General features: G+C 44.6%; 8 protein-coding genes, 2 tRNA genes, 2 rRNA genes and 1 riboswitch. Of the genes, 6 read left to right on the top strand and 6 right to left on the bottom strand.

What is annotated here, in order from left to right:
- The 4 genes from HRQ85_RS19430 to HRQ85_RS19445 all read left to right on the top strand — a co-directional run.
- Positions 1-347, top strand: a 23S ribosomal RNA gene (locus HRQ85_RS19430); the annotation flags it as partial.
- A 93-nt stretch (positions 348-440) separates the two neighbouring features.
- A 5S ribosomal RNA gene (rrf, locus tag HRQ85_RS19435) occupies positions 441-556 on the top strand.
- A gap of 67 nt (positions 557-623) precedes the next feature.
- Positions 624-700: transfer RNA gene (locus HRQ85_RS19440), tRNA-Asp, on the top strand.
- A 59-nt stretch (positions 701-759) separates the two neighbouring features.
- Positions 760-836 (top strand) — tRNA-Trp (locus tag HRQ85_RS19445).
- 634 nt (positions 837-1,470) lie between these two features.
- Here HRQ85_RS19445 and HRQ85_RS19450 read toward each other — a convergent pair.
- Positions 1,471-2,751, bottom strand: a complete 1,281-nt coding sequence (locus HRQ85_RS19450; RefSeq protein WP_017061334.1) for a cation:proton antiporter — start codon at positions 2,749-2,751, stop codon at positions 1,471-1,473.
- Positions 2,752-2,920: 169 nt separating this feature from the next.
- On the opposite strand from HRQ85_RS19450, the gene metH reads away from it, so the two are divergent.
- Positions 2,921-6,598: a methionine synthase gene (gene metH, locus HRQ85_RS19455; RefSeq protein ID WP_172380405.1), complete on the top strand. Its 3,678-nt coding sequence runs from the start codon at positions 2,921-2,923 to the stop codon at positions 6,596-6,598.
- 115 nt (positions 6,599-6,713) lie between these two features.
- Here metH and lysC read toward each other — a convergent pair whose 3' ends face one another.
- Positions 6,714-8,081, bottom strand: a complete 1,368-nt coding sequence (gene lysC, locus HRQ85_RS19460; RefSeq protein WP_172380406.1) for a lysine-sensitive aspartokinase 3 — start codon at positions 8,079-8,081, stop codon at positions 6,714-6,716.
- Positions 8,082-8,189: 108 nt separating this feature from the next.
- Positions 8,190-8,367: riboswitch (Lysine riboswitch) on the bottom strand.
- Positions 8,368-8,543: 176 nt separating this feature from the next.
- Here lysC and HRQ85_RS19465 point away from each other — a divergent pair.
- Positions 8,544-9,683 carry a pyridoxal-phosphate-dependent aminotransferase family protein gene (locus HRQ85_RS19465; RefSeq protein WP_172380407.1) on the top strand — a complete coding sequence of 380 codons (1,140 nt, stop codon included), beginning with the start codon at positions 8,544-8,546 and terminating at the stop codon, positions 9,681-9,683.
- Between the two features lie 113 nt (positions 9,684-9,796).
- Here HRQ85_RS19465 and HRQ85_RS19470 read toward each other — a convergent pair whose 3' ends face one another.
- From HRQ85_RS19470 to HRQ85_RS19485, 4 genes are all read right to left on the bottom strand, one after another.
- Positions 9,797-11,560, bottom strand: coding sequence for a PglL family O-oligosaccharyltransferase (locus HRQ85_RS19470; protein WP_172380408.1), 1,764 nt, complete (start codon positions 11,558-11,560; stop codon positions 9,797-9,799).
- Positions 11,561-11,656: 96 nt separating this feature from the next.
- Positions 11,657-14,488, bottom strand: a complete 2,832-nt coding sequence (gene uvrA, locus HRQ85_RS19475) for an excinuclease ABC subunit UvrA (RefSeq protein WP_122082109.1) — start codon at positions 14,486-14,488, stop codon at positions 11,657-11,659.
- Positions 14,489-14,637: 149 nt separating this feature from the next.
- Positions 14,638-15,510 carry a UTP--glucose-1-phosphate uridylyltransferase GalU gene (gene galU, locus HRQ85_RS19480; protein ID WP_052880156.1) on the bottom strand — a complete coding sequence of 291 codons (873 nt, stop codon included), beginning with the start codon at positions 15,508-15,510 and terminating at the stop codon, positions 14,638-14,640.
- 157 nt (positions 15,511-15,667) lie between these two features.
- Positions 15,668-16,315, bottom strand: coding sequence for a LuxR C-terminal-related transcriptional regulator (locus HRQ85_RS19485; protein ID WP_172380409.1), 648 nt, complete (start codon positions 16,313-16,315; stop codon positions 15,668-15,670).
- Between the last annotated feature and the right edge of the window lie 145 nt (positions 16,316-16,460).

Consider the following 16,460-nt stretch of genomic DNA (forward strand, 5'->3'; position numbering starts at 1 on the left):
CCATTTAAAGTGGTACGCGAGCTGGGTTTAGAACGTCGTGAGACAGTTCGGTCCCTATCTGCCGTGGGCGTTGGAAAATTGAAAGGGGCTGCTCCTAGTACGAGAGGACCGGAGTGGACGAACCTCTGGTGTTCGGGTTGTCATGCCAATGGCATTGCCCGGTAGCTAAGTTCGGAATCGATAACCGCTGAAAGCATCTAAGCGGGAAGCGAGCCTTGAGATGAGTTTTCCCTGGCRCTATAAGYGTCCTAAAGGGTTGTCGTAGACTACGACGTTGATAGGCAGGGTGTGTAAGTGCTGCGAGGCATTGAGCTAACCTGTACTAATTGCCCGTGAGGCTTAACCATACAACACCCAAGGGGTTTTGTGGACTCAAAGAAATACCAAACGCTTGAATGAGTTTGAAGAGAATTTAACAGCTTTCCGAATTTTAAAATTTGCTTGGCGACCATAGCATTGTGGACCCACCTGATTCCATGCCGAACTCAGAAGTGAAACACAATAGCGCCGATGGTAGTGTGGGGTTTCCCCATGTGAGAGTAGGACATCGCCAGGCTTTAAATTAAATCTTTAGGTTGACCAACCTGGAGATATGGACGCTCACTTAGTGAGTTGACCACTGCGGAGTGGTAGTTCAGTTGGTTAGAATACCGGCCTGTCACGCCGGGGGTCGCGGGTTCGAGTCCCGTCCACTCCGCCACTTATTCGATAACCTCGCCTAGTGCGAGGTTTTTTCGAATCTGAAGTAATGAAAGTTTTAGGGGTGTAGCTCCAATTGGCAGAGCAGCGGATTCCAAATCCGCGTGTTGGGAGTTCGAATCTCTCCACCCCTGCCATATTTAAGGCTCTAGCAGAAATGCTGGGGCTTTTTTACATCCGCGGCTTCTGCGAAGTTATGTTGGGATAACTAGGCGCTCCTAGCTCACCTGCGCGGTCGAATCTCCGGAGTGCCGGCTCATTCGAATCCTTCAATATTTAAAGCTCTAGACTGCGCGTCTTGGTAGAAATGCTAGAGCCTTTATTATTCCTGTCATCTTTAGAAGTAACGCTGGAACCACCAAGTGCTCCTTTAGTTATTTCTATCTACTCAACACTCATTTTGCTCTGTAGTTCTGCTAGTTAATAACTAACGCTATTCTAGCGAGACGTTGAGTCCCGTTATTTTTGTTTCCAGGTGAAAGGTGGAGCCTTTCGATTGAAGCTTATATAACTTGAGAGTGGGTTATTGGGTAGACTAGCGAGTGGGCAGAAGAACTAATTGTCTGTATGACTTAAGCTCCTTAAAGAGTTCTGGTCACCCACATTAAGGCTTTCGATTACTCTAATAGTGGTATCAAATATCTATATGAGCTCTATGTTCCATGTATGCTTTTCAGCGATAGCTTCATTTTGGAAATTGGTGAGTTTGACTTCCATTAGGTATAAAAAAGGCCACCTAAAGTAGGCGGCCTTGGTTGATCTATCTAGGTGTTAATCTAGCTCTTTCTCTGCTTGTTTTGCTTTCTCTATCATAGGAGTGATTGTTGAGCCTTGAACCAGAATAGAGAACACAACAACGGCGTATGTCATGACAAGGATTATCTCTTTTACATCTATTGCTTTGTCTTCAATTACCCAGATACCTGAAGGGATTGAAAGCGCCATTGCTAAAGCTAAGCCACCGCGTAAACCACCCCAAGTTAGAATCTTAATCGACCACGGGTTGTAAGTTCTAAAGCGTTTAAATCCGATATAAGACAAGAAAACACTCAAGTAGCGTGCACTCAATACTAGAGGGACTGCGAACGCCATTAAGATCCAGTCTTCTTGGTGGAATTTGAATAACAGCATCGACATACCAATTAATAGGAATAATACGCCGTTTAAGAATTCATCTATCAATTCCCAGAAATGATCTAGGTGATCTTCACTCTCTTTTGAGAATCCGATAAAGCGAGTCCAGTTACCAATCATGATACCTGATACCACCATCGCTAATGGCCCTGATACATGTAGAACTTCAGCAAATGCATAACCAGCAGTTGGGATGCCGATGGTTAATAGCAACTCCATAGAGTGGTCATCGGTGTTGCTGATTAGGTAGTGGAATACGAGACCTAAAACAAAACCGTAGACAATGCCGCCAATCGCCTCTTGAACGAATAACATGGTGACACTACCGACAGTCGGTGCTTCTGTACCGAATGCGATAGTAAATAAGGTTACGAAGATAACCAAACCAAAACCATCGTTAAATAGAGACTCTCCCTCGATTTGAGTAGAGATTCGTCTTGGCGCATCGAGTTTCTTTACGATGGCTAGCACGGCAATGGGATCGGTAGGGGAGATTAGAGAGCCAAACAGTAGGCAGTAAATTAGATCAAATTGAATACCGATGAACTGGCAGAACCCGTACAGCACAAAACCGATAAAGAATGTTGAAAACAGCGTTGCACCTAATGCGAGTACTGTTATTTCCCACTTCTGGTCTTTTAGGTTTGGTAATTTAATCCCCAAACCACCGGCAAAGAGCAAGAACCCCAAGATTCCCTTAAGTAAGAAATCTTCAAAGTTGATACTGGCAACGGTTTCTGAGGCGATGTCAGCCAATTGGAACCAATTGTTTTGTCCCGCAATGATAATCAATAGAGATAACATCATTGAGCCAGCTGTGATGGCGATGGTTGTCTGCATTTTACCAATTTTGGTATTCACGAAAGCAATAAGCATGGCTGCAGCGGACAAGAAGCATAAGGTGTAATAGACCGACATTGGGATTCCAACATGTAACAAAGTATGAATATGAATTTTCGTTGTCTCATGCTCAAATAGCAAACATTTTTTTGTCATGAGTCGGTAATCAATTTCCTTTTTTAGACGTCTAGACTCCTTTTTAATGTGTGATAGGATGGACGGATAATTAAAGGAATGAGGTTGTACCGTGGGAAGTAATGTAAGGCAAAAGATTGACGCTCTGTTGAAGCAACGAATTTTACTGATTGATGGTGGCATGGGCACCATGATTCAGGATTATAAATTGGAAGAGCAAGACTATCGTGGTGAACGCTTTGCTAATTGGCACAGTGACTTAAAGGGCAACAATGACCTTTTAGTTCTTACACAGCCTAAGCTTATCAAAGATATCCATTCAGAATACTTGGAAGCTGGGGCTGACATCCTCGAAACCAATACCTTTAACGCTACAACCATCGCTATGGCCGACTATGATATGGAAAGCCTTAGTGAAGAAATTAACTTTTCTGCTGCCAAGCTTGCTCGTGAAGCAGCTGATGAATGGACCGCAAAGACCCCAGATAAGCCTCGCTTCGTAGCGGGTGTATTGGGTCCAACCAACCGAACTTGTTCTATATCCCCTGATGTAAACGATCCTGGTTACCGTAATGTTAGCTTTGACGAACTGGTTGAAGCTTATTCTGAATCGACTCGCGCGCTCATTAAGGGCGGTTCAGACTTAATACTTATTGAAACTATCTTCGATACGTTAAACGCAAAAGCGTGTGCTTTTGCGGTTGAATCTGTTTTCGAAGAAGTAGGTACCAGTCTGCCAGTGATGATTTCCGGTACCATCACTGATGCTTCAGGTCGTACCCTTTCAGGACAGACGACAGAAGCATTCTACAACGCCCTTCGTCATGTAAAACCTATCTCATTTGGATTGAACTGTGCATTAGGCCCTGACGAACTACGAGAGTATGTTGGCGAGATGTCTCGTATCTCAGAGTGCAATGTTTCTGCTCACCCTAATGCGGGTTTGCCTAATGCATTTGGTGAGTATGACCTTTCTCCTGAGGATATGGCTGAACATGTTAAAGAGTGGGCTGAAAGTGGCTTCTTGAACCTAATTGGTGGGTGTTGTGGTACTACTCCAGAGCATATCCGTCAAATGGCTGAGGCCGTTGAAGGTGTAACGCCGCGTCAATTGCCAGACTTACCAGTTTCTTGTCGTCTTTCGGGACTAGAGCCACTGACGATAGCTAAAGAATCTTTGTTCGTGAATGTAGGTGAGCGGACCAATGTTACCGGCTCTGCACGCTTTAAGCGCCTTATCAAAGAAGAGCTCTACGACGAAGCGTTGAGTGTAGCTCGAGAGCAAGTCGAGAATGGTGCTCAAATTATCGATATCAACATGGATGAAGGGATGCTAGACGCCGAGGCGTGTATGGTTAAATTCCTGAATCTATGTGCTTCAGAACCTGAAATCTCGAAAGTACCTGTTATGGTCGATTCTTCTAAGTGGGAAGTTATCGAAGCTGGCCTAAAGTGTATTCAAGGCAAAGGCATCGTTAACTCCATCTCTCTAAAAGAAGGCAAAGAGAAGTTTGTTGAGCAAGCCAAATTAGTTCGTCGTTATGGTGCTGCTGTCATCGTGATGGCGTTCGATGAAGTCGGGCAGGCTGATACTCGAGAACGTAAAGTTGAGATCTGTACCAATGCCTACAACATTCTTGTTGATGAAGTCGGTTTCCCGCCAGAAGATATTATTTTTGACCCGAACATTTTCGCAGTGGCTACTGGTATCGATGAGCATAATAACTATGCGGTTGATTTCATTGAGGCGGTAGGGGACATCAAACGCGATCTCCCGCATGCGATGATCTCTGGCGGTGTGTCGAATGTTTCATTCTCATTCCGCGGTAATAACTACGTCCGTGAGGCTATTCACGCGGTGTTCCTATATCACTGTTTTAAAAACGGTATGGATATGGGCATTGTAAACGCTGGTCAGTTGGAGATTTACGATAATGTTCCAGAAGATCTGCGTGATGCTGTTGAAGATGTCGTACTAAACCGTCGTGACGATTCGACTGAACGATTGCTGGATATGGCGACCGAATACCTAGAGCGTGCTGTTGGTAAGGTTGAAGATAAATCTGCATTAGAGTGGCGAACTTGGCCTGTAGAGAAGCGTTTGGAGCACTCTTTGGTAAAAGGTATCACCGACTTTATTGTTGAAGATACCGAAGAAGCTCGCGTTAATGCTTCTCGTCCTATTGAAGTGATTGAAGGTCCTCTAATGGACGGCATGAACGTTGTTGGTGACCTGTTTGGTGAAGGTAAGATGTTCTTACCACAGGTTGTAAAGTCTGCGCGTGTGATGAAGCAGGCCGTTGCCCACTTAGAACCATTCATTAATGCATCCAAAGAAGTGGGCGCAACTAACGGTAAGATTTTGTTAGCGACCGTTAAAGGTGACGTTCACGATATCGGTAAAAATATCGTTGGTGTGGTTTTACAATGTAATAACTACGAGATTATCGATCTGGGTGTCATGGTTTCTTGCGAGAAGATTCTCAAGGTAGCCAAAGAAGAGAATGTCGACATTATTGGCCTGTCTGGACTGATTACACCGTCTCTTGATGAAATGGTACATGTTGCTAAAGAGATGGAGAGACAGGGTTTTAAGCTGCCTCTTCTGATTGGCGGTGCAACCACATCTAAAGCTCACACAGCTGTTAAGATTGAACAGAATTATTCAGAACCTGTTGTATACGTAAATAATGCCTCGCGTGCTGTGGGTGTTTGTACTTCACTACTTTCTGATGAATTGAAGCCCGCTTTCGTTGAGAAGCTGGATATCGATTACGACCGCGTTCGAGATCAGCACAATCGTAAGAAGCCGCGCACCAAGCCGGTCACACTAGAGAGAGCTCGTGCCAATAAAGTCGTTATCGATTGGGACGCGTATACGCCACCGGCACCCGCTAAACCGGGAGTTCACATCTTCAATGATTTTGATGTAGCTACTCTGCGTCAGTACATCGATTGGACTCCATTCTTTATGACATGGTCATTGGTTGGTAAGTACCCAGCTATTTTGGACCATGAAGAAGTGGGTGAAGAAGCAAAACGTTTATTCAAAGATGCCAATGATTTACTGGATCGTGTAGAGAAAGAGAAGCTGCTTGAAGCGCGTGGCATGTGTGCCATGTTCCCAGCGAACAGTGTTGGTGATGATATTGAGGTGTATACCGATGAATCTCGTACCGAAGTTCTAAAAGTTCTACACAATCTTCGTCAACAAACAGAGAAACCAAAAGGCTTTAACTATTGCCTGTCAGATTACATTGCGCCAAAAGAAAGTGGTAAAGCGGACTGGATTGGTGGCTTTGCGGTGACGGGTGGTATTGGTGAGCGCGAGCTGGCTGATGAATACAAAGCGAAAGGCGATGACTACAACGCAATTATGATTCAGGCGGTTGCTGACCGATTGGCTGAAGCGTTCGCTGAATACTTGCATAAAGAAGTGAGAAAGGACATTTGGGGCTACTCACCAGATGAGGATTTGTCTAACGACGATTTGATTCGAGAGAAATACCAAGGTATTCGTCCAGCTCCAGGTTACCCTGCTTGCCCAGAGCATACAGAGAAAGGTACGTTGTGGGAGCTGATGGACGTTGAAAAGGCAATTGATATGTCATTAACGACAAGCTACGCGATGTGGCCTGGTGCCTCAGTGTCTGGTATGTATTTCTCACACCCTGATGCTAGATACTTTGCTATTGCACAGATTCAGCAGGATCAAGTGGATAGCTATGCTGACCGCAAAGGTTGGGATATGTTAGAAGCCGAGAAGTGGTTAGGTCCAAACATTAACTAGTTTGAATCTACGACGAGCTTTGATTCGTATAGTAAAAAAGAGAAAGGGTTGCTTAATTGCAACCCTTTTTGTATCGGTGACTTAGTTATTTATCTGTCGATGATAAACGGACTTTCTACTCAAATAATTCTTGATGAAGTTTCTGAATCGCCAGCTTAGAAACAGACTCATTCAACAAGAAACACAGGTTGTGTGGGCTTGCTCCGTAACAAATCATGCGTAGGTTGAAATCTTCAAGAGTGCCGAATACCTGTTTCGCATAGCCTTTGCTTTCGCTCATGTTGTTACCAATAAGCGCAACAAGGCATAGGTCGTGCTCAATATCAACAGAACACAGTTCTTCAAGCTCGAGGCGAGCGGCTTCAGGTAACTCCGGAGCACCACCAGATGTGTCTGTTTGATCGAGAGTGAGTGACACACTGATCTCTGAGGTGGTGATAAGATCGACTGAGATCTTATGCTTAGCAAGGATCTCGAATACCTTTGCCAAGAAGCCATAGGCATGGAACATGTTAGCACTGCGTAGCGTAACCATAGTTTGGTTGCAGCGTAGGGCAAGCGCTCTAAATAGAGGGGAGCTCTCAACTTGTTGGCGAATCCAAGTTCCACCTAACTCTGGCGCTTTAGAAGAGCCGACAAATACCGGTATTTGGTGGCGTAGTGCAGGTACTAGAGTTGATGGGTGCAAGATCTTCGCACCAAAGTTTGCCATTTCCGACGCTTCACTAAAGCTGATCTCTGGGATAGGAGAAGCTTTAGGTGCAATACGAGGGTCAGTGGTGTAGATACCCGGAACATCCGTCCAGATTTCTAAGCCAATCGCCTGTACAGATTCGGCAATCAATGCTGCTGAGTAATCACTGCCACCGCGGCCTAAAGTCGTGGTGTTGCCTTCGCTATCAGCACCGATAAAACCTTGTGTAACGACAACTTGTTGTTGGCAAAGTGGAATCAGTTTCTGTTGCGCTAGAGCGACAATATCTTTTAGTTGAGGTTCGGCTTTACCAAAATCATCATTAGTGCGCATCACATCTCTTATATCAAAGCGAACAGCAGGAGTGCCTCGTTCACGGATGATCTGAGCCAAGATGTGTGTCGACATCAACTCGCCACATGCGACAAGGTGATCGGTCAGTTTAGTGCTTGTTTGGAATGATGCAGCCTCTGCAGCGCTTGCAATGTCATCAAGAATGCTGTGAACTTCTTTTTCGATGCTGATTGGGTCTGCGAGTTGGTCAAGAATTGCGTTATGAATATCCGCTAATTGCGCCATTAGTTCCTGACGACGAGCTTTGTCTTGAACACCATTTGCCAGTTCAACCAGCAAGTTAGTGACACCAGAGCATGCACTACTCACGACCAGTTTCGTGTTTGAGTTGTTTTCAATAATGGCAGCACAACGGCTCATTGCTTCAAAGTTGGCAACACTTGTTCCACCAAACTTAGCGACATTAAAAGAACCAGCTACATTAGATGCACTCACGATATATCTCCCACGACTTCCTAAAATAAAATTACGGTTGGGTAATCCAACGTCCGATGTTTTTCGAAGAGAGTTTTAGAGCAAAAAGAGAGGAATTATTAGAATAGTAACCTCAGAAGCTCTTCACCATATAGAAATGGCGACAGTTGAAGGGATTCAGCCCGCTCAACCGATAATAAAGGTCCTGCATCCTTTTATTATCTCGGCACTGCTCCCCATAAATGTTTTGTATTGGAAATGCGGTTCCACAAAACATCTGCCTGGGCAGTGCTCCTCTTCTGCTAGATAGCCATTTCATTGAACGTTTTTGTGGTCACAATGTCAATCCGTAACTTGAGATAATTGAAAAATAATTTTAACAATTATGTGACAGTGATTTGACCTCAATACTTATGGCTAATTGCTGAGGTAATCAATTTGCTTTAGGGTGGATTGTTCACAATATTAACGTAAGGGATGTACATGTCTAATTTAACACTCACTACTGCTATCGATAGCTTTTATCCACCACACCGAACGTTAATGGGACCAGGTCCTTCTGATATCTCGCCTCAAGTGCTGCAGGCTTTGAGTCGTCCAACCATAGGTCACCTAGATCCGCTGTTTATTGCGATGATGGACGAGCTTAAACAGCTTCTTAAATACGCTTTTCAGACTGAAAACGAATTTACGATTGCCGTTTCTGCACCGGGCAGTGCTGGTATGGAGACCTGTTTTGTTAACTTGATTGAGCCTGGTGAAAAGGTGATTGTTTGTCGTAACGGTGTCTTCGGTGAGCGTATGCGAGAAAACGTGGTGCGTTGTGGTGGCGAAGCCATCCTTGTTGATGACGAGTGGGGTAAGCCCGTTTCAGTTGAAAAGGTAGAACAAGCATTGGCAGAAAACCCCGATGCCGTTGCTGTTGCATTTGTGCATGCAGAGACATCAACCGGAGCGTTATCTGATGCTCAAGCTATCTCTGCTGTCGCTCGTCAGTTTGATGCGTTAACGATTGTTGATGCGGTGACATCATTAGGTGGTGTGCCATTGCTGGTTGATGAGTGGCAGCTTGATGCGGTTTATTCTGGTAGCCAAAAGTGTCTGTCTTGTGTGCCAGGGCTATCTCCGGTGACTTTCTCTCAGCGTGCGGTTAATAAAATGAAAGCCCGCCAAGCGCCAGTGCAAAGCTGGTTTTTGGATCAAAGTTTAGTATTAGGTTACTGGAGTGGAGAAGGTAAGCGTAGCTACCACCATACCGCACCCGTGAACAGCCTTTATGCTCTGCATGAGTCGCTGGTTTTGTTGAAAAATGAAGGCCTAGATAATGCGTGGTCTCGTCATCATGCGATGCACCAAGAGCTTAAAGAAGGTGTAGAAGCTCTAGGGTTAAAATTTGTGGTTGATGAAGATAGCCGCTTGCCGCAGCTGAACGCACTTTATTTCCCTGAAGGAATTGATGAAGCTAAGATCAGAACGCAGCTTTTAGAAGAATACAATCTTGAAATCGGTGCAGGGCTGGGATCTTTGGCTGGTAAGGCATGGCGTATCGGCCTGATGGGTTACGGCGCTCGTAAAGAGAATGTCGCGTTGTGTCTAAAAGCACTAAAAGATGTTTTACGGTAGCTACAATGAACTGAAATTAAAAAGAAAAGCGCACGAGAGATCGTGCGCTTTTTTGTATCTACCCCAAGCTCCTACTGCCTACTAAGTGAAGCTTGCGTTGCGAATTCTTAACATTATTCTGCAGACGAAACGTTATCTTCTGCCTGTGACACTTTCTTATACTGAACCTTCGAAAAGTCTCTGTTAGGGAATAAAAAGTTCGCTTCGCTACGAATTTGCTCTGCCTTACTTTCTTCACCTAGGCCTTGATACGCCAGAATCAGATTGCTGTAGAAAGCCGGTCTTGGTTTGCTCTTTATGATCTCCAGTGACCAATCGATGTAAGGCTGTATAAGGCTCGGGTCTGCTTTGTAGAGACCAATATTAAGGTAAGTGCTGTATATGTCCCAGTCGTAGCGATCTTTCCACACCACTGGGTTCGTTACCTGCTTAAGAATGTCCGGGTTTTTAGGCTTAGACAGTTCAAACTTAGTCAGTACATAGTTGGTATGTAGAGCGCTCAACATATAAAAACTGACCAAGATAGGTATCACTAAGCTCGACACTCTAAACAGGGTTTTACTGATGATGCTGAACGGCTGTTGATAATGTCGGGAAGAGCGCTGATCTACCCAGTAAATCAATATAATGAATGTTATCCAGTGAATGGCCGAGTGGTAAAAAGGATACTCAAGTTGAGAGTGCAACAGGATCGGGATAAATAAGGCGAGGAGGGCTAGACGCGTTCCCTTTGCAGAACTTGCTATGCGTGACATCACCAATATTGCAGCAATCAAGATCCCTATGATTGGTACTATTCCCCCTTCCACTCCCCAAAATAGGAACTCATTGTGCGGATGATCCATTGAAGGAAGACCTGGGTGATAGTTCGAGTTGAGTTGATGTTGGCGAGCCGTATATAGCGTGTATTCCGACTCAAAATTCCCGTAACCATAACCTGTGAATGGCTTTTCGATCATCATATCTAGAGCTTGTGGGAACGTATAAGCTCGTGGGCTTTCTAAGTTAGCTCTTTTACTTGCGAGGCTATCAGTCGCACTGAGGCTGATCACCGAAAAAGCGATGACGACACCGACGAGCACTGATGCGCACCATCCGTAGAAGCGTTTCTTGGTCGAGAATTTGTAAAGGTAAGGCAGAATACATACAAACCCGATGAGTGCTGCCAACCACCCTGTGCGTGATGCGATGATGATAAGCAATGGCACGGTTAAGGTTGGAGTTAAATACAGTAGGAATGACTCGCTAATTTTGTGATTATATTTAGCTGGCTGTCTTGCTAAAAGGTAAGCGGACAGCACAAAACCAGTAGCAAGAAAGCTTGCCATTACATTCGGTTGTTGGAATATCCCATATGGTCGGTTTGCAGCAGTGTTGTAGCCAAATAGGTTGCCAGGTTCTAATAAGAAATATTGCACATAGCCAAATAGTGCTTGTATAACCACAGCCAGCACAATGAACCATAGCATTCGCTGCTTGTGTTTATTGCTGAACTTAAATTGCTGCAGCACGACGAATAATGCAAAGCCAGCCCATAATCCAAGCAAGCGTCCAGAGGCTCCTTGAGGAGCTGCATTACTGTATAAAATAGGTAGCGTGAGTATGATGCAGCTAATCAACAAACCAATCGTTAATTTGGAATACTTGAGTACTCGATTGGTCGCGAGTTGGTAAAAGCCAATCGCTAGTGTGAAGCTTAGCGCCAGCCAAGTGGTAGGGTTAAAGGATAGAGCAAGCCCCGAGCCTCCAGGATTAGGCATGAAAAAATGCATAGCTAACAAGAATACAACAGCTAAAGAAGCCAGAAATGCTTTGTTGAGTGGTAGCTGAGTGACCTGATCTTCTAGCTGGGTACCGCTAGTGTGTATTGTTGCCATAAATCCCTAACCTTATAAAAACAGAGCTTGTTCCTTCTGAAACAAGCTCTGTTACTTTAACATTTTTCTGTCTGCTCGCAGGGCGCTATTTTACACCTACTTCAAATTTAACATAGGCTTAAGGAAGCGAGCAGTGTGTGAACCTTCGACTAACGCCACATCTTCAGGTGTACCTTCTGCAACAATCTCACCACCACCTTGACCACCTTCAGGGCCGAGATCTAGGATCCAGTCTGCTGTTTTAACGACATCTAGGTTGTGCTCAATCACGACCACTGTATTACCGTGATCACGCAGTCTATGTAATACCGTCAGTAGCTGCTGGATATCGTGGAAATGAAGGCCTGTGGTTGGCTCATCGAGAATGTATAAGGTTTTTCCCGTGTCTCGTTTCGATAGCTCACGCGCCAACTTAACACGTTGAGCTTCACCGCCAGACAAGGTTGTCGCTGCTTGTCCGAGGCGAATGTAGGAAAGGCCAACGTCCATTAAAGTTTGCAGCTTACGAGCGATAACAGGCACCGGGTTGAAGTATTCACGAGCATCTTCCACAGTCATCTCTAGAACTTCGTCAATGGTTTTCCCCTTGTAGCGGACCTCTAGAGTCTCACGGTTATAGCGCTTACCTTTACACACATCACAAGGCACATACACATCGGGTAAGAAGTGCATCTCTACCTTGATTACGCCATCGCCCTGACAAGCTTCACAACGACCACCTCGAACGTTAAAACTGAATCGACCTGGCTTGTAACCACGAGAACGTGATTCCTGGGTGCCTGCGAATAACTCACGGATAGGGGTGAAAATTCCTGTATAAGTTGCAGGGTTTGATCTTGGTGTACGACCGATAGGGCTTTGATCTATGTCGATTACCTTATCAAAATGTTCTAACCCTTTAATCTTTTTGTGCTGTGCTGGAACTGCAGTCGTGGCACCGTTTAATTGAGTGTGGGCGACTTTAAAGAAGGTATCGTTGATAAGCGTTGATTTACCCGAACCTGATACGCCTGTAATACAACTGAACAAGCCAACAGGAATTGTCGCAGTGACATTCTTTAGGTTGTTCCCTGTTGCGCCAACGATCTCTACGACCTTTTTCTTGTCGATAGGTGTTCTCTTTTCTGGCACTGCAATCTCTTTAGCGCCGCTCAGGTATTGGCCTGTCAAAGAGTTCGGGTTTTCGATGATGTCTTGCATGGTACCTTCTGCCACCACGTGACCACCATGAACACCTGCGCCTGGGCCGATATCGATAACATGGTCAGCACAACGAATTGCATCTTCGTCATGTTCCACAACAAGCACGGTATTACCTAAGTCTCTTAGGTGAATCAAGGTTTGCAATAGACGTTCATTATCGCGCTGGTGGAGACCAATTGATGGCTCATCCAGTACATACATCACGCCAACTAAACCGGCACCGATTTGACTCGCCAAACGAATACGTTGCGCCTCACCACCAGACAGCGTTTCAGCACTGCGTGATAGGTTAAGGTAGTTCAAACCAACGTTGACTAAGAAATGCAGACGATCATTGATCTCTTTCATCACTTTATCTGCGATCTGCCCACGCTGACCGTCTAACTTTAACTCTTGGAAAAATTGTAGTGCGTCAGCAATGCTAAGTTCAACGATTTCTGGCAGCGTTGTATCACCAATGAAAACATTTCGAGCCTCTAGTCTTAAGCGAGTGCCATCACAGCTAGAACACGATTTCGTTGAGATGTATTTGGCAAGGTCTTCACGCACCGCGCTAGATTCAGTATCACGGTAACGGCGCTCTAAGGTATTTAATATTCCCTCGAATGGGTGACGCTTAACTCGAATATCACCTCGGTCATTGATGTACTTGAATTCCACTTCAGTACGACCTGATCCTTTTAGAATGATCTCTTGAGTCTTTTTCGGTAGAGAATTAAATGGTGCATACAGGTCAAAACCATAATGTTCTGACAGCGATGTTAGCATTTGGAAATAGTAGTAGTTTTTTTGATCCCAACCTTTTATCGCACCTTCAGCAATGCTTAGGTTCTCGTCTAAAATCACTCGGCTTGGATCAAAATACTGTTGAACACCAAGACCATCACAAGTACCACAGGCTCCTGCCGGGTTATTAAATGAGAACAGGCGAGGCTCAAGCTCTTGCATGCTGTAACCACATTTAGGACAAGCGAAGTTAGCAGAGAATACGATCTCTTCTTGATCCGTTTCGTCCATCCAGCCGACGACAGCGATACCGCCAGATAGCTCCAGTGTTGTTTCAAACGATTCAGCCAAGCGTTGTTGTAGATCTGGGCGTACCTTAAATCGGTCAACCACAACTTCAATGGTGTGCTTCTTATGAAGTTCAAGTGCTGGTGGATCGGATAGGTCACAGGTCTCACCATCAATACGCGCTCGGATAAAGCCTTGCGCAGCTAAGTTCTCCAGTGTCTTAACATGCTCACCTTTGCGCTCTTTGACGATCGGTGCCATTAACATCATCTTTGAACCTTCAGGTAGTTCTAAGACCTTATCGACCATTTGGCTGATGGTTTGTGCTGCAAGAGGGATGTTGTGATCTGGACAGCGAGGCTCGCCAACTCGCGCATACAGTAATCTAAGATAGTCATAGACTTCAGTAATCGTGCCGACGGTTGAACGAGGGTTATGGGAAGTCGATTTTTGTTCTATTGAGATTGCTGGGGATAGGCCTTCAATATGGTCGACATCAGGCTTTTCCATAAGAGATAGAAATTGACGAGCGTAAGCAGACAGAGACTCAACATAACGACGCTGACCTTCTGCGTAGAGTGTGTCAAACGCAAGTGACGACTTTCCTGACCCTGATAATCCGGTGATGACAGTCAGTTTGTCACGTGGAATGGTTAGGTTAACGTCTTTGAGGTTATGCGTACGAGCGCCTCTAATTTCTATTTTATCCATCTCAATAGACCATGTAATTTTAAGTGGCTAAAGTATTACATAGAGTGAGATTTGTGCAAAGTTTTACTGGATAAAAAAACAGTAAACAAAAAGGGCGACTCAAAGAGTCGCCCTTTCTAAAATCAGTAACGTTAGTGATAAACCAGTCGTTATGCTTCTTTCTTTGTCGAGTGTTTCCCTAGCTCGATTTGCTGCTGGTCTTTCTTGTATAGGTTTTCGAAGCAGTAGTTTGTTGCTTCGATATAGCCTTCAACACTGCCACAGTCAAAACGCTGGCCTTTAAATTTGTAAGCTAATACACAGCCTGCTTTTGCTTGTTTTAGCAATGCATCAGTAATCTGGATCTCGCCGCCTTTACCTGGTTCAGTCTGCTCGATAAGTTCAAAGATATCTGGAGTCAGAATATAACGACCGATGATCGCTAGGTTGCTTGGTGCAGTGCCTTGCTCTGGCTTCTCTATCATGTCATCAACTCGGAAAAGATCATCTTTGATCATTTCGCCAGAGATAACACCGTACTTGTGAGTTTCTTCTTCAGGAACTTCTTGTACAGCAACAATAGAACAGCGGAACTGTTTGTACAGAGCAACCATTTGAGCCAATACACCTTGTTGCTCGTTCACACAAAGGTCATCGGCAAGTACAACAGCGAACGGTTCATCACCCACAAGCTCGCGACCCGTTAAAATAGCATGACCAAGGCCTTTCATTTCACGCTGACGAATGTAAGTGAAGTTTGCCGCTTCAATCGTTTCACGGATATTAATCAATAGGTCTTCTTTATTGGTTCCGCTAATCTGGTGCTCAAGCTCGTAGTTCTTATCAAAGTGATCCATCAGTGAATGTTTACCACGGCCAGTAACGATGCACATGCCGTCCATACCGGCTTCGATCGCTTCTTCAACACCGTATTCAATCAGAGGCTTGTTTACTACAGGCATCATTTCTTTAGGCATTGACTTAGTCGCAGGTAAAAAACGTGTACCGTAGCCAGCTGCCGGGAAAAGGCACTTTTTGATCATGATAAGACCCTTTATCTATAATAATTATTGATTCAACCTGAGTGGTTGATATTTCTGAGGGCAACTCTAGCACAAGTTATGTCGAAAATTCAGCAACAATAGCCATGGTTTTCTAGAGCTTCCCTCAAAATTATCGTTAGATTAAGAGGCGGATCGATTATGCAAGTAGGTTCTGGTTGGCCCACGCAATGGCTTGAACCCTATTTTTGACCGCTAACTTACGGAATATCTGATAAAGGTGAGATTTAACCGTGAACTCACTAATAAACAAGTCATCGGCGATTTGTGTGTTTGATGACCCTGACTGAAGACAGCGAATCACCTGAATCTCGCGAATGGTTAAATCAACATTGGTTGGTGTGGTGTTGGTATTGACCATATTACGATAATAAAACAGCAGTTGATTGGTTACCTTCCTTGGCAGCCAGTTCTCACCATCTATGACTTCTTGAAGACCACGAGCAATCTTGTCCTTTTGATCGGTGTTGTAAAAGAGCCCTTTTAGTACACCATAGGTAAGAAGCTCAGATGTCGGAAGTTGTTGAGGGACATTGAATAAGATGATCTCATGGTTTTTCCACATAACAGTCAGGTTAGGACAAATAATCAGTAGTTGTTGTACCTCTCTGTAATCGACGAGCAAGATCCGGTTACTCTGCTTTCTATCAACTAGCATTAATTCGTCGGGCGTCATTTTGTAGAGAATAATAGATAAGTGCTTTTCTATCTCTTTTACATGTAGATAGGTGTCGTTTGGGTCGATGCACAGAAAATGCAAAGTGCGAGCGTATCGTGATTTTCTCATTGAAACGTCCTGTTTAAGGGGAATTAGATTCCACGTTGTCATGCAGGCTTTCGCTTCTCTAGCGCATTAATAGTGACTTGCGTTGAATATCAATTATCAAAGTAAATGAGTGGTTTGTAAGTGGAGAAAAAAGCAACATCGCTCT

This window comes from Vibrio sp. Vb339 (assembly GCF_902751245.1).
Lineage (GTDB): Bacteria > Pseudomonadota > Gammaproteobacteria > Enterobacterales > Vibrionaceae > Vibrio > Vibrio coralliirubri.